Genomic DNA, 16,159 nt, shown 5'->3' with positions numbered 1-16,159 from the left:
CGCGGGATGGAGCAGTCTGGTAGCTCGTCGGGCTCATAACCCGAAGGTCGTCGGTTCAAATCCGGCTCCCGCAACCACTGAAATAAATAAGAATGAAACGACACGCTTAAAGCGTGTTTTTTTATGTCTAAAATTTGGTGTGTATATTGTGGCTCATAACCCGAAGGTCGTCGGTTCGCTTTTTACAAACTCAGGCTCCCGCAACCACTGAAATAAATAAGAATGAAACGGCACGCTTAAAGCGTGTTTTTTTATGTCTAAAATTTGGTGTGTATATTGTGGCTCATAACCCGAAGGTCGCCGGTTCACCTTTTATAAGTTCAGGCTCCCACAACCACTGAAATAAATGAGAATGAAATGACACGCTTAAAGCGTGTTTTTTTATGTCTAAAATTTGGTGTGTATATTGTGGCTCATAACCCGAAGGTGGCCGGTTCACTTTTTATAAGCTCAGGCTCTCACAACCACTGAAATAAATGAGAATGAAATGACACGCTTAAAGCGTGTTTTTTTATGTCTAAAATTTGGTGTGTATATTGTGGCTCATAACCCGAAGGTGGCCGGTTCACCTTTTATAAGTTCAGGCTCTCACAACCACTGAAATAAATAAGAATGAAACGACACGCTTAAAGCGTGTTTTTTTATGTCTAAAATTTGGTGTGTATATTGTGGCTCATAACCCGAAGGTCGTCGGTTCACTTTTTACAAACTCAGGCTCCCGCAACCATTGAAATAAATAAGAATGAAACGACACACTTAAAGCGTGTTTTTTTATGCCTGAAATTTGATGAGTGTGGTGATTTAGCTTATAGGTTAAAGATCGTCTTCACAGCATGAGGCATTCACTACTCATAAGCACAAGCTCCCGCCTCCCTGAGATACACTTAACAAAAGTTATAAACGACTTAAAATAAATCGTTATTACTTAAAACTTTGTTTAGTTTGTGTTAAAACGGCACAAATATTTTTGGGTTGTTACAAATATGACTGAACTTTACCACTGGTTTGATTTAATAGGTATTGCGGTGTTTGCTGTATCGGGCACTTTACTAGCGTACGAAAAAAAAATGGATGGCTTTGGGGTCGTAGTTTTAGCGACGGTAACTGCTATTGGTGGTGGTACAGTGCGAGATCTAATTTTAGATGTTCCTGTCTTTTGGTTACAAGATCAAAGTTACTTTTTTGCCATACTAGCTTCAGTATTTGTTACAACGCGCCTTATAAATAAGCAAAAGCCGATACCTCATTATATTTTACAAACAGCGGATGCGTTTGGTTTAGCTTTTTTTGCAGTAATGGGGGCACAAAAAGCGCAGCTTGTTGGTATGCCCGATATGACTGCGGTAATTATGGCTGTAATTACAGGCTGCTTTGGTGGATTAATTCGAGATGTGCTTGCACGCGAAATCCCTATGCTATTAAAAGGTGAGCTTTACGCTATTACCTGTATAGCGGGTGGCACTGTTTATACGCTTGGCATTAGTTTTTCGTTAGTAACCGAAATGGCGATGGTATTAGGTATGTTAATGACCTTATTGCTTCGTTTGGCTGCTATAAAATGGCAAATCACATTACACGTTTTTAAATATCCTGACTAAACTGGTGTAATCACACCATTTACTAGGATAAGGAATGTCGTTAGCTCGTATATTTTCTCGTGCTCAAGTGGGTATAAATGCCCCAGAAGTTATTGTAGAGGTTCATCTAGGAAATGGGTTACCCGCTTTTCATATTGTAGGCCTGCCCGAAGCGTCCGTTAAAGAATCAAAAGACAGAGTGCGTAGCGCACTCGAAAACTCTCAATTTGGTTTTCCCGATCAACGAATAACCGTAAATTTAGCCCCAGCCGACTTGCCAAAAGATGGCGGCCGGTTTGATCTTGCTATTGCGGTGGGTATTTTAGTCGCCTCTGGGCAAATAGTGTGTCCTGATATTCATAAGTACGAGTTTTATGGTGAGCTTGCTCTTAATGGTGAGGTGCGTGGTGTAAACGCTATTTTACCTTCGGTACTTGCTGCAAAAGAACAAGATCGTTGCTGCTTTTTACCTCTTGCAAACGACAGCCTAGCAAGCCTAGTTAATGGCGTTAAACGCAAAGCCGTAAGCTCTATTCAAGAAGTGTGGGGGGATTTACTTAATCAACAACCCTTACCATTAAATATAGAGTATCCCGACTGCACACAAGCCCCTGACTTTTTACTCGATTTAAGCGATGTGAAAGGTCAGCCCGGTGCAAAGCGAGTACTTGAAATTGCTGCAGCTGGCGGGCATAATTTACTATTTTTAGGTCCTCCAGGTACTGGTAAATCGATGCTGGCCCAGCGAATGGCAACTATAATGCCTACTATGTCGGACGATGAAGCGATTTCGACAGCTGCGCTTTACTCTATTATTGGGCAATCCATAGATTTAACTAATTGGCGACAGCGGCCGTTTCGTAATCCACACCATACTTGTTCAGCTGTTGCCTTGGTGGGGGGCTCTTCGAATCCCAAACCTGGTGAAATTTCTCTGGCACATAACGGTGTGCTCTTTTTAGATGAGTTACCGGAGTTCGAACGCAAGGTACTTGATTCACTGCGTGAGCCAATGGAAACCGGTACGGTTACTATTTCACGTGCCGCTAGGCAAATGGAGTTTCCGGCGCAGTTTCAGCTTATTACAGCATTAAATCCAAGTCCAACAGGAAGTCATACAGATAAGCGGGCAACTCCCGATCAAGTTATGCGTTATTTATCGCGCGTGTCGGGGCCTTTTATTGACCGTATTGATTTGCAAATAGAACTGCCTCGTCTAACGAGCGTTGAATTACAAAGTACTCAGCCAGAGGAAAGTAGTGCTGAGGTTAGAGCAAGAGTTGAAGCGGCTTATTACCTACAGTTAAAACGCCAAGGTAAGGTTAATGCGAGGCTTAATAATAAAGAAATGAGTGTGCACTGTGTACTGGCGCCAGCAGAGTTGCAGTTTTTAGCCAGAGCAAGCGAAAAGTTGTCTTTATCGCCACGCTCTTACCATAGAGTGATTAAAGTGGCGCGGACTATTAGTGATTTAAACGGGGCTGAAAATATTAGTTTAAATGAGCTTAAGGAAGCACTTAATTACCGTGCATTTGAGCGCCTTATTGCGCAATTAACTAAATATTAAATAGAGAGCATATAGCCTTTACCGCGAACGGTAACAATACGTTTTTGATCTTTTTCGTCATTTAATTTTTTACGTAAACGACCAATAAGCACATCAACAGTACGATCGTTTGGACTCCAATCGGGCTGGCCTATTTCTTCTGATATTTTTTCACGGGATGTGGCTTTACCTGCATTACTAATTAAGCAAATAAGCACTTTATGTTCGGCTTCAGTTAAGCGTGATTCAACGCCTGCAGCAGTAATTAATGTGCGGTTATCGGGGTGAAGCTTAAAGTCAGCATATTCTATAAACTCTTCGCTTTCGTCGTCTTCTAGGTTAACGGCAACACGCTTATAGAGCGCGCGCATGCGAAGTTCTAACTCAAGTAAATCGACAGGCTTACAAATATAGTCATCGGCACCTTGTGCAAGGCCTGCAATACGATCGGCTTGGGAATCACGACTCGATAATACAATAACGCCAATATCGGTAAGTGTGTTTAATTCTTTTGCGAGTTGAAGCCCATCGCGCTTTGGCAAAACAATGTCAATTATGGCTAATGATATAGCACCGCGCAGGTTTACCCGCTGCCTTACAATGCTAAGTGCATCAGCGCCAGTTGGGTCTACCTCTATTGTAAATTCGGTATCTGCAAAGTGATTTTGGATGCGTTTAACGAGTAGTTCATCGTCTTCAACCAATAAAACATTAATAGCCATAGTACTTTATTTTGAATGCTTATAGCTCTGTATGGTAGCACCATTAGGTAAATGCTGAGAAGGGGGTTTATTAGTTTTAAGTAACTTAATATTTCAAAGGTGTAGAAGGTGTTATTAGAGGATGAGATTAGCACCTTTAAACTAATTAAAAGGTGCTAAGTAATTAATACTACAATTAATAAATCTGTATTAAGTCGTTATTTAGAAGAAGCAGACTCAGTCATTTTTATACATTGAGTCCCACCATTGAGGTTCATCTTTTAGCTTTTTATCAAAGTATGCGAGCATGGTGTTCCACCAATCAAATCGTTTATCGCGTGCAAATATTTGATGATCGGCGCCTTTGTATTCGATTAACTCTACGTCCTTATTAAGCAGTTTAAGCGCAGTGTACATTGTTAAGCTTTCGCCAACAGGTACATTGGTATCACTATCACCATGAAGAAGTAGCATAGGTGTTGTTACTTTGTCGGCATGAAACACAGGGCTGTGCTGGCTGTAAAGCTCAGGGTTATTCCACGGAAAGCTATTTTTTGATGCTTCGCCTGAATATAAATAGCCCCACCAACCTTCACCCCAATATGAGGTAATGTTAGAAATACCTGCATGGGCAATGGAGGCACTAAATATATCGGTTTTAGTTGCTAGTAGCATGGTCATAAATCCACCGTATGATGCCCCTAAATTTCCTACCTTTTCACTATCAACATAGTTGTATTTCTTTAAAAAGGCTTGCGTGCCTTCGATAATATCGTCTGCGGTGTAGTCGCCCCAGGCATTAACATGTTGCGCTGAAAACTTTTGTCCAAACCCTGTTGCGCCAGTAGGTTGTACTACATAAACAACGTAGCCATTTTCTGCCCATAAGTTAAACGGGTAACGACCTGTAAAACCACGCGCAACGGGTGAAGTACCGCCGTAGTAATACACGAGCGCAGGGTGCTTTTTAGTTTTATCTAAGTTGCTAGGAATGTACACACGACCAGTTATTTCGACACCATGTTTATTTTTAAAATTAAACTCTTCTAATGTAGGGAGTCGTGTATTTGCATAGCTACTTGGTTTTGAATCCCATATTAAATCTGTTTTATTTTTACTTACGTTAAGGCGCTTTAGTTGTTGTGGAGCTAAAGCGTTGGTACCACTTAGTAAAATTTCGGTATTACGGTCGTATGAGTAACTAAATTGTTCAACAATATCCAATCCTGTATTTAACTTTTTAAAGCGCTGTTTACTTAAATCAAATAGGTAAAGTGGTTGAGTGTCTTGCTCTGTTACTTTAATGAGCGCATCGCCGTTTTCTAAAACTTGCAGTTGGCCAATAGCGGGGTCGAACTGTTTACTAAGTGCTTTTACGTTTTTACCGCCTTCAGTAAGTAGATAAAATTGCCCGTCGTAGTTATTGGCAAGCATTGCTTTTGGTAGAGCTCTGCCTGCGCCATTTTTAAAGTCAGGGCCTGCAACTACATAAATGTCTTTATTTGCATATTTAGCTAAATTAAACGTTTTAAATTTACCAAGCGATGAAAGCTTATTTGATTTTAAATCGAGTTCAACTAACTCTGTTTCTGGGTGGGTTGATGCTTGCATTGCCATTACTGGGCGGCTCATTAATATTTTGCCACGGTTACTATTTGAATCTTCAAGGCTGTAAGAAAGAGGACCTTGGCTAAGTGCTTTTGTTAAACCACTTTTAGTATCAAGCATATAAATTTGGCTGGTGGTACGTGCATACGACCAGCGATCTTGTAGACCTTTATAGTGCTTGGTTAAGCTGTTAGTGCTCTCAGGTGATTTAGACCAGCTAAACAAAAGACTGGTGTCGTTATAAAAGGTAAAGCCATTGGCTCCTTCTAAATCGTTTGCTAATGTTTTTATTGAGAAGTTTTTACGGTTAAGTTGTTTAAGCTCACCATTTAACAAATACACTAAATATTGGTTATCTGGACTCCAAATAATGTTACTTGGTTGGCCTGCTTCGAAGCGATAAAGCGTTTGATTATCTGAATCTTTAAGTACAGTAACTGTATTTGCTTGGTTTTGTGTTTTATCGCTATAAGTGCGAGTAGTAGTAACGTACTGCTTAGCATTAGGTGCGAGTGATAATTGGCTGATCGTAGGGGCATCAAACAATTGTTTTGCAGATAAGCGTTTTGTTTGTGAGGCGCTAAGCGTAATTTTATCAACCTCGCTTTTAGGTGCAAAATCAAGCATTACGTCGTGCCAATTAGCTACTTGTTGGACTACTATTAAAATAGAGTGAGTACTGTTATTTAAAGCTAACTTATAGCTGTTTTTATCGCCTGTTTGTAGTTCGCCATTAATAAATAACTGACCTTGTTCAATCCCTTTTAAGGTAAGCGTACCTTGTGTAAAGCGGGTTGTTTCAATATTAAATTTTAGTGCCTGTAACCCACCTAAAGTGAGCGCATTGATTTTATTAAACGGCTGCCAGTTTTGTTTTTTCCCAAATACAGAAAAACTATCTGTGTCTGCTTGTAGTTGCGGCAATAGGTTGTTAATAATCGCACTGCCATGAGGTGTTTGAAAAGGCTTTAACTGCATATCTTCAGCAAGTGGGCCGATAAACTGAATTTTTGATTTATCCAATGGTGCAGCTATTGCAGCAAAGCTTAAGCTGCTAAGCGTTAAAAGAGCAGCTGCGTACTTAAATAGCTTATTTTGATGACACCATGGTGCGCTAAATTTCATTATTATGCCTATTATTATTGGAAGTTTGGCCAAATATAGCATGTATTGTTACCATGCTCACATATCCAATATAGAGGAGAGAAAGTGACTTTACTGATAGTTTATATGGTAGTGGCGATTGTTATTTCGTTTTTATGTTCTGTGATGGAGGCTGTGTTATTAAGTATTTCGCCCAGCTATGTTGCATCACTTAGGAAAGATCATCCTGAGCTTGCTAAACAGCTCGAAAAACTTAAAAACAACATAGATCAGCCTTTAGCTGCTATTTTGACTTTAAATACGGTTGCCCATACTGCGGGTGCTGCTGGGGTCGGCGCACAGGCAGCTGTCGTGTTTTCCGATGCGGCTGTAGGTATTGCATCAGCCATTATGACATTCCTCGTATTAATCCTTTCTGAAATTATTCCTAAAACTTTGGGGGCTAATTACTGGCGAGCTCTAACGCCAAGTGTTACTTACGCTTTGCGGTTTTTAGTTATATCGCTAAAACCTTTTGTATGGTTTGCACAAAAGCTAACAAATTTAATGGGTCCAAAGCACGATGAGGCTTACTATATTCGTCAAGAGATAGAGGCAATGGCTGATATAGGTACGGAGTCGGGTGCATTACATCAGGATGAGTCGGAAATAATTCGCAATCTATTGCATTTTAGACATGCAAAATTATGCGACTTAATGACGCCTCGAACTGTTATTTTTAAAATCCACAAAGACTTAACCGTTAATCAGTATTTAAACGATCACGGCTCGTCATCATTTTCTCGTATATTGGTATTTGATAAAGACAGCGACGATATTGTAGGGTTTGTGCATAAAAACGATATTATGCTGGCATTTCACCGTTTAGGTACCGATTACAAAATTAGCAAATTGATTAAGCCTATTTATACGGTGCCGAGTTCTCAAAATGTATCGTCGTTACTGCAAACTCTTTTAACAAAGCGCACGCATATATGCCTAGTTGTAGATGAGTACGGTGACGTGCAAGGTATTGTAACGCTAGAGGACATGATTGAAGCTTTAATGGGGCTAGAGATTGTAGATGAGCGTGACCAATCTACTAATATGCGCGCAGTAGCAAGGCAGCGTTGGCACAAACGTTTAGCAAGTAGTGCGCATATAGTCAGTGAAGAAGATAAACACACTCGGGGTGATAATTAGTTAACCAGCCCCGATTAAATATTAATACCGCTTTAAGCGGGGCTGCCATCAGTTTTCAGCCAATCTTTAGCCCAAGATATAAATTCGTCTTGTGGTTTAGGGCGGCTAAATAAAAAACCTTGTATGGCTAGTTTTCTTTTATAATGCCTTAAATAAACGAGCTCTTCTGGGCGCTCAACACCTTCTGCCACTAAATCTAAATTATCTTTACTCGTAATGTTAAATAACGAACTTACAACCACTTGAGAAAATAAATCTGTTTCTATATGGCTAATGAGTGAGCGGTCTATCTTAATTTCAGTAAAAGGAAGGTTTCGAAGTTGATTCATATTAGTAAAACCAACACCAAAGTCATCTAGCGATATACCAAAGCCGTGCATTCTTAACCTGTTTAGTGTTTCTAATTGCATGAGGCTTGAGAGTGCATGTTGTTCTGTTATTTCTATAATTATATTACTAGGCGTGAGTTGATTTAGTTCTAATATGAGTAGTAATTTATTAGGACAGTTTAGGTCGTCGAGCTGAGTTGGCGATAAGTTAAATGCCATCTTAAAATCATGACCTAGTTGCGCTTTCATATTTTTGAATTCGCTGGTGGCCTTTTCAAAAAGAGAAAATGTAATTTGATTAATTAAGTTATATTGCTCGGCAATACCTATAAACCGGTTAGGTAAAATAATATTGCCGTCTTTACTTGATAGAATACGCGCTAATACTTCAACGCTCTCAATTCTATTATTATCAGCGTTTATTTTTGGTTGATAAAAAGGCGTTATTTCATCATTTTTTAATGCTTCAATAAGCTCATCTTTTGAAATGGCTGACTCTTTTAATAAAGTATGGCTATTTAATTGCGCTACTTTAATAAGTAACCTACTTACCTGAGATAGTTGCACTGGTTTTGTAATATTACCAATGAGGTGAGCGTTATGTTGCTTGGCAAGGCTGGCAGCTAAACTAATAACTTTATGATCCATTTCAGAAACAATAATAATACCGCCTTGATAATGCAGCCCTCCTAAGTGGCGGATTAATTCCATACCATCCATTTCGGGCATATTAAGGTCAGTAAAAATAGCATCAAAGTAGTTTATATCAGAAGCAACTTTTTCGAGGGCTTCAGCAGCACTCAAGCAGGTGACTACATTATCAGACATATTTAATTCATTTAATATGGCTTCCATAACAATCAAAATCGCTTTTGAGTCGTCAACAACTAAAATGTTAGGCACTATTTTGTTCACTGTTATCCCTTTCAATGTATAGCTTATGGTTACTATAAAAGTAGTAGTGTTTTTTTATTTTGTCAGTATCAAATGCTTTTATTTTGAAAATAGTTGTAGAGCACCTTCACTCGTGTTTTTAAGTTGATTAGGTATACTAGCGCCATTATTTTAAATGGTCTTAATTATGATAAGAATAGATCTTACTTTAGCCGGGCAGCCATTTTCGCTTATGGTGTCTGGGCAAAAAATTGTGCAGGTGTTTCATGCTCAACAAGCTATTACCTTTGATAATCCTCGTGAAAACTATTATCAGTTTACTTACGACAACAAAGTAATAGGTATTGATACAGCGGCGGTGAAAGAGCAAAGTATTTCGCTTTTTGTAGATGATCAATTTGCAACACAACTTGCGTTACCAGCGCCTACAAATGGATCACCTAAAAAAGGCTTTTTGGGGTTGGCTGCATTAGGTTTTAAGCTTTTTAAAAGTGCTAAGGTAATTAAAGTAGTGCTTGCAGGGGCTTCTGTTGCAGGCTATGCGTGGTTATTTAGTATTGAATTTGCACTAATGCTAATTGGGTGTTTAGTTGTACACGAATACGGCCATGTGCGAGCAATGAAATACTTTGGCATAAAAACTAAAGGTATTTATTTAATCCCATTTGTAGGTGGGCTAGCTGTCAGTGACGATAAAATAACGACTCGTTGGCAAGATGTAGTTATATCATTAATGGGGCCTGCATTTGGTTTAATTACCTCGGTGTTGGGTGTCGTTTTATATTACGTCACCGAAATGGAAATATTTGCAGGTGTTGCGGTGCTTAGTGCGTTATTAAATTTATTTAATTTATTACCAATTTTGCCGCTTGATGGCGGGCATGTATTAAAAAGTATCAGCTTTTCAATGCGTTCATGGATTGGCCTAAGCGTATGCTTATTAGGCGTACTATTTGGCTTATGGCTAAGTTACACCTTTGGCTTAATGTTACTGGTATTCTTTTTGTTTGTAGGTGCGCTGGAAATTGTATTTGAGTGGCGAGGCCGTCACTATTCACACTTAATGCCGCTAGATAAATATGGCCAAGGCTTTTCAGCGGTTATGTATGCAGTTGTAGTCGCTGGGCATGTAGCTGTAATGATGCACTTTGCCGATTCAGAAAATCCAATATTGAGTCTGCCGATGACTATTTTATCGAGCTAGTATTTTTATTTTTTCTAACTAAATAAGTTAGTTTTTTGCATTAATATTTTATTTTTCGACTTTTATGTTGAATTATTGTTAATTGAATTCTAGTGTAATATAAATTAGAACAATCTTAGCGGATCAACTGAATGTTATTTAGAAAGGAAGCTGTCGCTCAGCAAAGAGAGCGTTTAACAGGAGTGATTACGCTCGCACAACCACTATCAATAAAACTTACCGTATTTATTTTGGTATGTATTGCGATTGTAGTGATAAGCTTTTTATTTACAGCAGAATATTCACGCAAGGAAACAGTTCGGGGGTTTTTAATACCCAATAAAGGGATAATCCAAAGCTTTGCTAATCAAGGTGGTATGATTGAGCAGCTATTTGTACAAGAGGGTGATGCCGTTACTAAAGGTCAGCCGCTGGCGACCATTATTGTGCAGCAAAATAACAGCCAAGGCATAGCTTTGAGTACCCAGCTTGTTGAGCAGCTAAGTATGCAAATACAGTTGCTCAATGATGAGGTAACACAAAACCACACCCTACAAAAGCAAGAGTCACTTAACTTGCAAGCGCAAAAACGTGCACTTACTAATGAGCAAGCTGCATTACAAAGTCAACTTGCTCTGGCTGATGAAAAATTAGGGCTACTTAACCGCCAACAAAGCAACCTTAATCAACTTAATAAAAATGGCTTTTTATCAAACATCGAGCGTGAGCAACAGCAGCAAGCTTTGTTAGATGTTAAGCAAGAAAAACAAAACCTAGCGCGCTTGCTGATGCAGCAAGAAAACCAATTAAGTCAACTTAGCTTTAATATTGCCAACGTGCCCCAGCAGTATACGTTGCGTATGAATAGTCTTAAACGCCAACAAGCGGATATTCAAAACCAGCTCACACAAATTAAAAGTAACTATCAATATACCATAACAGCCAGTAACAGCGGTGTTGTTACTGGCATTCAAGTGGTTGAAGGCGAAACACTTACCCAAGCCAAACCACTGTTGCATATTATTCCCGAAGGCTCAGAGCTAGTAGCAGAGTTGCTGCTACCTACACGTTCAGCAGGCTTTATACAGCTAGGTAACGATACGCGCCTGCGTTTTGATGCTTTTCCTTATCAACGCTTTGGTTTTATTAACAGTAAAATTAGCCGTATCGACAAAGCACTCATTACCCCAAATGAAATACGTTTGCCCATTGCACTGCAAGAGCCAGTGTACCGTTTGCGAGCAACACTCAGCCAACAGCAAATGCAGGCCTATGGTAAAGCGTTCGAGCTAAAAAGCGGCATGTTGTTTGAAGCGGATATTATGTTAGAACAGCGCACATTAATCGAGTGGTTGCTCGAGCCACTGTACAGCCTAAAAGGGCGCGTAAGTTAAATGTAGCGTTTTATAAAATGAAGAAAAATTTGAAAGTTTTGGTGGTTTGCTAAATGCAAACAACCGAAAAAGACGGCCAGCTTTAGTTAACTTTAGCGAGCAGCTAAAGCTAGCCTATCAACCGCTCACCTTTATTGAAGGGGAGCGTATTAACAACCCGATGACTTAACTAAAAAGCATCGGATTTATGGAGTATAACATTATGCGTGAATTAAACGTAAATGAAATTAAAGACGTAAATGGTGGTAATCCTATAGTTGTAGCACTTATTGCTTATAGAATTTATAAAATAGTTAAAGCAGGAACGAAAGCTGCGGCTGCTGCTACAGCTTTAGGCGGTGCTGGTGTTGTAGGTAACGAAGTTGGAAAAGCTTTAGCTAATTAATAAGGGACTAATTATGAGAGAGTTAACCAAGAAAGAGCAAAGTAATGTTAGTGGTGGTTTTCCTATATTAGGAGCTATAGCTGCTACTTTTATTGCAGGGGTTATTGTTGGCTATGCACATGAAAAGTACAAACAATACCAAAGTTCTAAAGAAACAAAACAAGCAGGGTGTGAACCGACCTGTTAACTAGCATATTTAGCTGAAAGAGGTAATAGAGTAGCTTTTTAAAGCTGCTCTAAAAAGCCGCAGGAAAATGTATGAATAATATTCAAAAAATTATCTTATCTTTACTTTATATTTTATTAATTCATTTGATCTTTAATATTTATGAAAAAATAATAAGTCCTGATTTATATTATCCATTATATATAATATTTTTAATGATCCCATCTTATTATTTATATGAATATTTAAAAAATATTAGAAAATAAAACTACTTTAGTTTCGTTGGCAGTTGCTAAGAGGAGTTTTATCGTAAAGGTTGAGGCTATTAATGATACTTTTTCAGATAGACAGAGGGATTAGAAAGTATTTCTAATCTGAATACACGTGTCGCCAAAATAGATATTTTAGTTGTAATTATTGAGATAGCGTCAGTTTTTATTTGTGCATACATATCTAGAAGAAAGTAAAACTATATAGAAAACTTCTTAGTTGTACTTCCATTCTGCCATCTTATTTATAGTGGTAATAATATTAACAACGGAAAATTTACCCTTTATCATGCAAGCTACAATAGAATTTAAAATAAACATGTCAGTTCCTCTAATTCTCCAATCCGAAATAGCTGAATGCGGCCTAGCCTCTGTGGCAATGGTGGCAAGTTATCACGGTCATAGGCTGGATATGCCAGCCATGCGTAAGCGCTTTTCGGCTAATTTAAAGGGGATGAACTTACAACAGCTGATTGAGTTGGGGGATAACTTGGGGCTCGCCAGTCGTGCATTGCAATGCCCTATTGATGAAGTCCATAAACTACAAACTCCGTGTATTTTACATTGGGATATGAATCACTTTGTGGTATTGACCAAAGTCTCTGGTAAAGGATCTTCAGCTAAGTTTGCTATAAACGACCCAGCTGTTGGTAAACGCAGTTTAAATAGTAATGAGTTTAGTAAACACTTTACCGGTATTTGTTTAGAGCTGACTCCAACCAGCAAGTTTGAAGCCAAACAAGAACAAGCAAGAATGAAGTTTACCCAACTTTGGAGCTCGATGAAGGGCTTAAAAGCAGGGCTAATAAAACTGATTGCGTTGTCACTGGTATTACAGTTATTTGCCTTGATGACCCCTTATTATATGCAGTGGGTGGTGGATGAAGTACTAATTAGTTTTGATGAATCGTTATTAACGGTGCTTGCTATGGGTTTTGCGCTGATTGCTATTATTTCGGTGGTGACTAATGCGGTACGAAGTTGGCTAATTTTACGTCTTTCCAGCCTTTTGAATATGCAAATGGGTGTGAACTTACTCCGGCACTTATTGCGGCTACCGATGAATTATTTTGAGTCGCGCCATGTCGGCGATATTGTGTCGCGCTTTGGCTCATTAGCACAAATACGTGAGCGTATTACCACGGGGTTTGTAGAAACACTGGTCGATGGCGTGATGGCTATTACAGTATTGATTATGATGCTAATTTATTCGCTAAAGCTCACTGCAATAGTTGTAGGTGCAATTGTGCTGTATACCTTAGTACGTTTAGCGCTGTATAGGCCGCTGCACCAAGCTACTGAAGAAGTGATTCAATCATCTGCCAAAGAGCAATCGAACTTTTTAGAAAATATTCGCGGTATGCAAGCCATAAAATTGTTTGGTAATGAATCGCAGCGTCAAGGTATTTGGCAAAACCGTTATGCAGAGGTCATTAATAGTGAAATCCGTTTAGGGCGTTTAAACATTAACTTTGATTCATTTAATAAGCTGTTATTTGGCCTTGAAAATGTATTGGTGATTTACTTTGCTGCATTGCTAGTTATGAGCAATAGCTTGTCTGTTGGTATGGTACTGGCGTTTATTGCTTATAAAAACCAGTTAACCAGCCGCTTTGCCAACTTAATTGAGCAAATTATTCAATTCAAAATGATGCGCTTACACTTAGACCGTATTGCAGATATAGCACTCACGAAACAAGAAGCTAATCGTGACGGTGAAATGGCCTATACCGGTGATGACGAAGGTAAAGTTAAAGGCCAGCTTACGCTCGAGAATATTTGCTTTAGTTACAGTGAAGAGCAAGTGCCGATTTTAAATAATGTTAATTTAACGCTGAATACCGGTGACTCGATTGCGATTACAGGACCATCTGGCGCGGGTAAAACTACGCTAATGAAAATTATGCTGGGGTTATTACAGCCGACCTCGGGTAAAGTGCTGCTGGATGGTAAAGATATCACCCAGTTTGGTCTTAAAAACTACCGTAAACAAATAGCTGCAGTGATGCAGGATGACACATTGTTAGCTGGCTCAATCGCCGATAACATCAGCTTTTTTGACCCACAGCCCAATTACTTAAAAATAGAGCAATGTGCCCGACATGCAGCTATTCATGATGATATTACCGAAATGACTATGGGTTATAACTCATTAGTAGGTGATATGGGATCAAACTTGTCGGGCGGGCAGGTGCAGCGGCTATTATTAGCGCGAGCGTTGTATCAATCGCCCTGCGTGTTGTTTATGGATGAAGCGACTAGTCATTTAGACAAAGGCAACGAAGCCAAAATAAGTGAACAAATTCAGCACTTACCCATCACACGGATTATGATTGCTCATCGCCAAGAAACCATTAACATGGCCAGCAAAGTCTATCAACTGAAAGAGGGTAGGTTGGTGGAGCTACAACAGCAGAGCGAGAGTGCATAAAACAATCAAGGCGTGTGTATTACACGCCTTTTTATTATATTTACAGTTAATAAAAGCTCAATACCAGCGATATAAAAACCCCAGTTACAAACAACTGCACAACACAAAACCCCATAATATCTTTTGCTTTTAAGCCTGCGATAGCAAGGACTGGTAATGCCCAAAACGGTTGAATTAAATTAGTCCACGCATCTCCCCATGCCACAGCCATAGCAACACGGGATATATCGGCGCCAAGCTCTTGTGCTGCAGGTATTACAATGGGTGCTTGTACAGCCCATTGGCCACCGCCAGAGGGAACAAACATATTAACGAGCCCTGCACTTATAAAACTAAAGAATGGCAAGCTATCAGCATCTGCAACGGCAATAAAGCCACGTGATATTTGTTGTGCTAATCCGCTATCAACCATTACCGCCATGATGCCGGCATAAAAAGGAAATTGAATAACAATGCCAGCCCCGCTTGGAATTGCTTGTTGCAGACTGTTAAGTAAATTATGGGGTGTTTGATGCAGCGTAATAGCTAAAAACAAAAATACGGCAATAACGCTATTAAGGTTTAAGTTTCCGCCAGTAATAAAAAAGTAATAGCCTAAATATGCCAAACCTAATAAGCCAATTGTCATACCGAGTAGTTTACTTTGTTCTAAATGTTGGGCGGGTCTGGTTATTGTTGTCAACTTAGGTGCTATCTCTTGTAAAAGAGCTGGGTCGATATATACGCTTTCTTGCTCACTTGGCAGCATATAGCGATTAACGAGCGGCATAATAATAAATAAGCCAACTAATATTGCTATATTAAAGCCCGCAAATAAGGTGTGCTCTGTACTAATAATACCAATGCTGGCTTCTGAAAAGTGGCCATCGGTTGCGATAGTTAAAGGAATCGAACCGGCTAATCCGCCATGCCATACAACAAAACCTGAGTAAGCGCTGGCTACTAATAATCGATAATCAACACGAGTATGTTTAGCAATTGCCTTGGCAAAAAGGGCACCAATAACTAAGCCAAATCCCCAATTTATCCAGCTCGCTAAAAGCGAAATAAGCGTTACTAATATAATTGCTTTAGGTGCTGTGCTTGCAAATGTTGCTAGTTTTTCTAATAACTTACTTATAGGTGGCGTACTTGCCAGCATGTAGCCTGTGATTAACACTAGTAGCATTTGCATAGCAAAACTTAATAAGTTCCATAACCCACCTCCCCACGCTTGTAATACTTCAATGTTGGTTGCGGTTGTAAATAAGCTCGCACTGACAAGAGTAATTATTGTAAGTAAAATTACAAATATAAAAGGGTCGGGAAGATAGCGCTCTACAATTTTAGTAAAAGGGCGGGCTATTTTATTAAGCATAAGCACAACTGTTTTGGTTATTATTTTAACGCT

General features: G+C 39.2%; 12 protein-coding genes and 1 tRNA gene. 9 read left to right on the top strand and 4 right to left on the bottom strand.

The window, feature by feature from the left end; genetic code table 11:
- The 3 genes from I6E80_RS11660 (at nucleotide 1) to I6E80_RS11650 (ending at nucleotide 3,144) form a co-directional block, all read left to right on the top strand.
- Nucleotides 1-77, top strand: a tRNA-Met gene (locus I6E80_RS11660).
- Nucleotides 78-983: 906 nt separating this feature from the next.
- Nucleotides 984-1,598 (top strand): trimeric intracellular cation channel family protein, encoded by a 615-nt coding sequence (locus tag I6E80_RS11655; protein ID WP_197185601.1) that lies wholly within the window; start codon nucleotides 984-986, stop codon nucleotides 1,596-1,598.
- Nucleotides 1,599-1,632: 34 nt separating this feature from the next.
- Nucleotides 1,633-3,144, top strand: coding sequence for a YifB family Mg chelatase-like AAA ATPase (locus I6E80_RS11650; protein WP_197185600.1), 1,512 nt, complete (start codon nucleotides 1,633-1,635; stop codon nucleotides 3,142-3,144).
- Here I6E80_RS11650 and I6E80_RS11645 read toward each other — a convergent pair.
- Entirely contained in the window at nucleotides 3,141-3,845 is a 705-nt protein-coding gene (locus tag I6E80_RS11645) for a response regulator transcription factor (RefSeq protein WP_024600237.1), read from the bottom strand. The genes I6E80_RS11650 and I6E80_RS11645 overlap by 4 nt on opposite strands.
- A 216-nt stretch (nucleotides 3,846-4,061) precedes the next feature.
- Nucleotides 4,062-6,557, bottom strand: a complete 2,496-nt coding sequence (locus I6E80_RS11640; RefSeq protein WP_197185599.1) for a S9 family peptidase — start codon at nucleotides 6,555-6,557, stop codon at nucleotides 4,062-4,064.
- 84 nt (nucleotides 6,558-6,641) lie between these two features.
- On the opposite strand from I6E80_RS11640, the gene I6E80_RS11635 reads away from it, so the two are divergent.
- Nucleotides 6,642-7,718 carry a hemolysin family protein gene (locus tag I6E80_RS11635; RefSeq protein ID WP_024590554.1) on the top strand — a complete coding sequence of 359 codons (1,077 nt, stop codon included), beginning with the start codon at nucleotides 6,642-6,644 and terminating at the stop codon, nucleotides 7,716-7,718.
- 32 nt (nucleotides 7,719-7,750) lie between these two features.
- Here the strand turns inward: I6E80_RS11635 and I6E80_RS11630 are convergent, their stop codons facing one another.
- Complete coding sequence (locus I6E80_RS11630) at nucleotides 7,751-8,962, bottom strand: EAL domain-containing protein (protein WP_197185598.1); 1,212 nt, start codon at nucleotides 8,960-8,962, stop codon at nucleotides 7,751-7,753.
- Nucleotides 8,963-9,128: 166 nt separating this feature from the next.
- Between I6E80_RS11630 and I6E80_RS11625 the strand changes: the two genes are divergently transcribed.
- The 5 genes from I6E80_RS11625 (at nucleotide 9,129) to I6E80_RS11605 (ending at nucleotide 14,769) form a co-directional block, all read left to right on the top strand.
- Nucleotides 9,129-10,145 (top strand): metalloprotease, encoded by a 1,017-nt coding sequence (locus I6E80_RS11625; RefSeq protein ID WP_197185597.1) that lies wholly within the window; start codon nucleotides 9,129-9,131, stop codon nucleotides 10,143-10,145.
- A gap of 131 nt (nucleotides 10,146-10,276) precedes the next feature.
- A complete protein-coding gene (locus tag I6E80_RS11620) occupies nucleotides 10,277-11,518 on the top strand; it encodes an HlyD family efflux transporter periplasmic adaptor subunit (protein WP_197185596.1) in 1,242 nt (413 codons plus the stop codon).
- A gap of 202 nt (nucleotides 11,519-11,720) precedes the next feature.
- Nucleotides 11,721-11,903, top strand: a complete 183-nt coding sequence (locus I6E80_RS11615; protein WP_197185595.1) for a hypothetical protein — start codon at nucleotides 11,721-11,723, stop codon at nucleotides 11,901-11,903.
- 13 nt (nucleotides 11,904-11,916) lie between these two features.
- Nucleotides 11,917-12,090 (top strand): hypothetical protein, encoded by a 174-nt coding sequence (locus I6E80_RS11610; RefSeq protein ID WP_155945840.1) that lies wholly within the window; start codon nucleotides 11,917-11,919, stop codon nucleotides 12,088-12,090.
- Between the two features lie 567 nt (nucleotides 12,091-12,657).
- Nucleotides 12,658-14,769: a peptidase domain-containing ABC transporter gene (locus I6E80_RS11605; RefSeq protein WP_197185594.1), complete on the top strand. Its 2,112-nt coding sequence runs from the start codon at nucleotides 12,658-12,660 to the stop codon at nucleotides 14,767-14,769.
- A 46-nt stretch (nucleotides 14,770-14,815) separates the two neighbouring features.
- On the opposite strand, the gene I6E80_RS11600 is transcribed toward I6E80_RS11605, so the two are convergent.
- Nucleotides 14,816-16,126, bottom strand: a complete 1,311-nt coding sequence (locus I6E80_RS11600) for a short-chain fatty acid transporter (RefSeq protein ID WP_197185593.1) — start codon at nucleotides 16,124-16,126, stop codon at nucleotides 14,816-14,818.
- Between the last annotated feature and the right edge of the window lie 33 nt (nucleotides 16,127-16,159).

Origin of the sequence: Pseudoalteromonas sp. NSLLW218 (assembly GCF_015864775.1) — a bacterium.
In the GTDB taxonomy this organism is placed as follows: Bacteria; Pseudomonadota; Gammaproteobacteria; order Enterobacterales; family Alteromonadaceae; genus Pseudoalteromonas.
The sequence above is the reverse complement of the archived record's forward strand: the minus strand, read 5'-3'. Positions and strand labels throughout refer to the sequence as shown.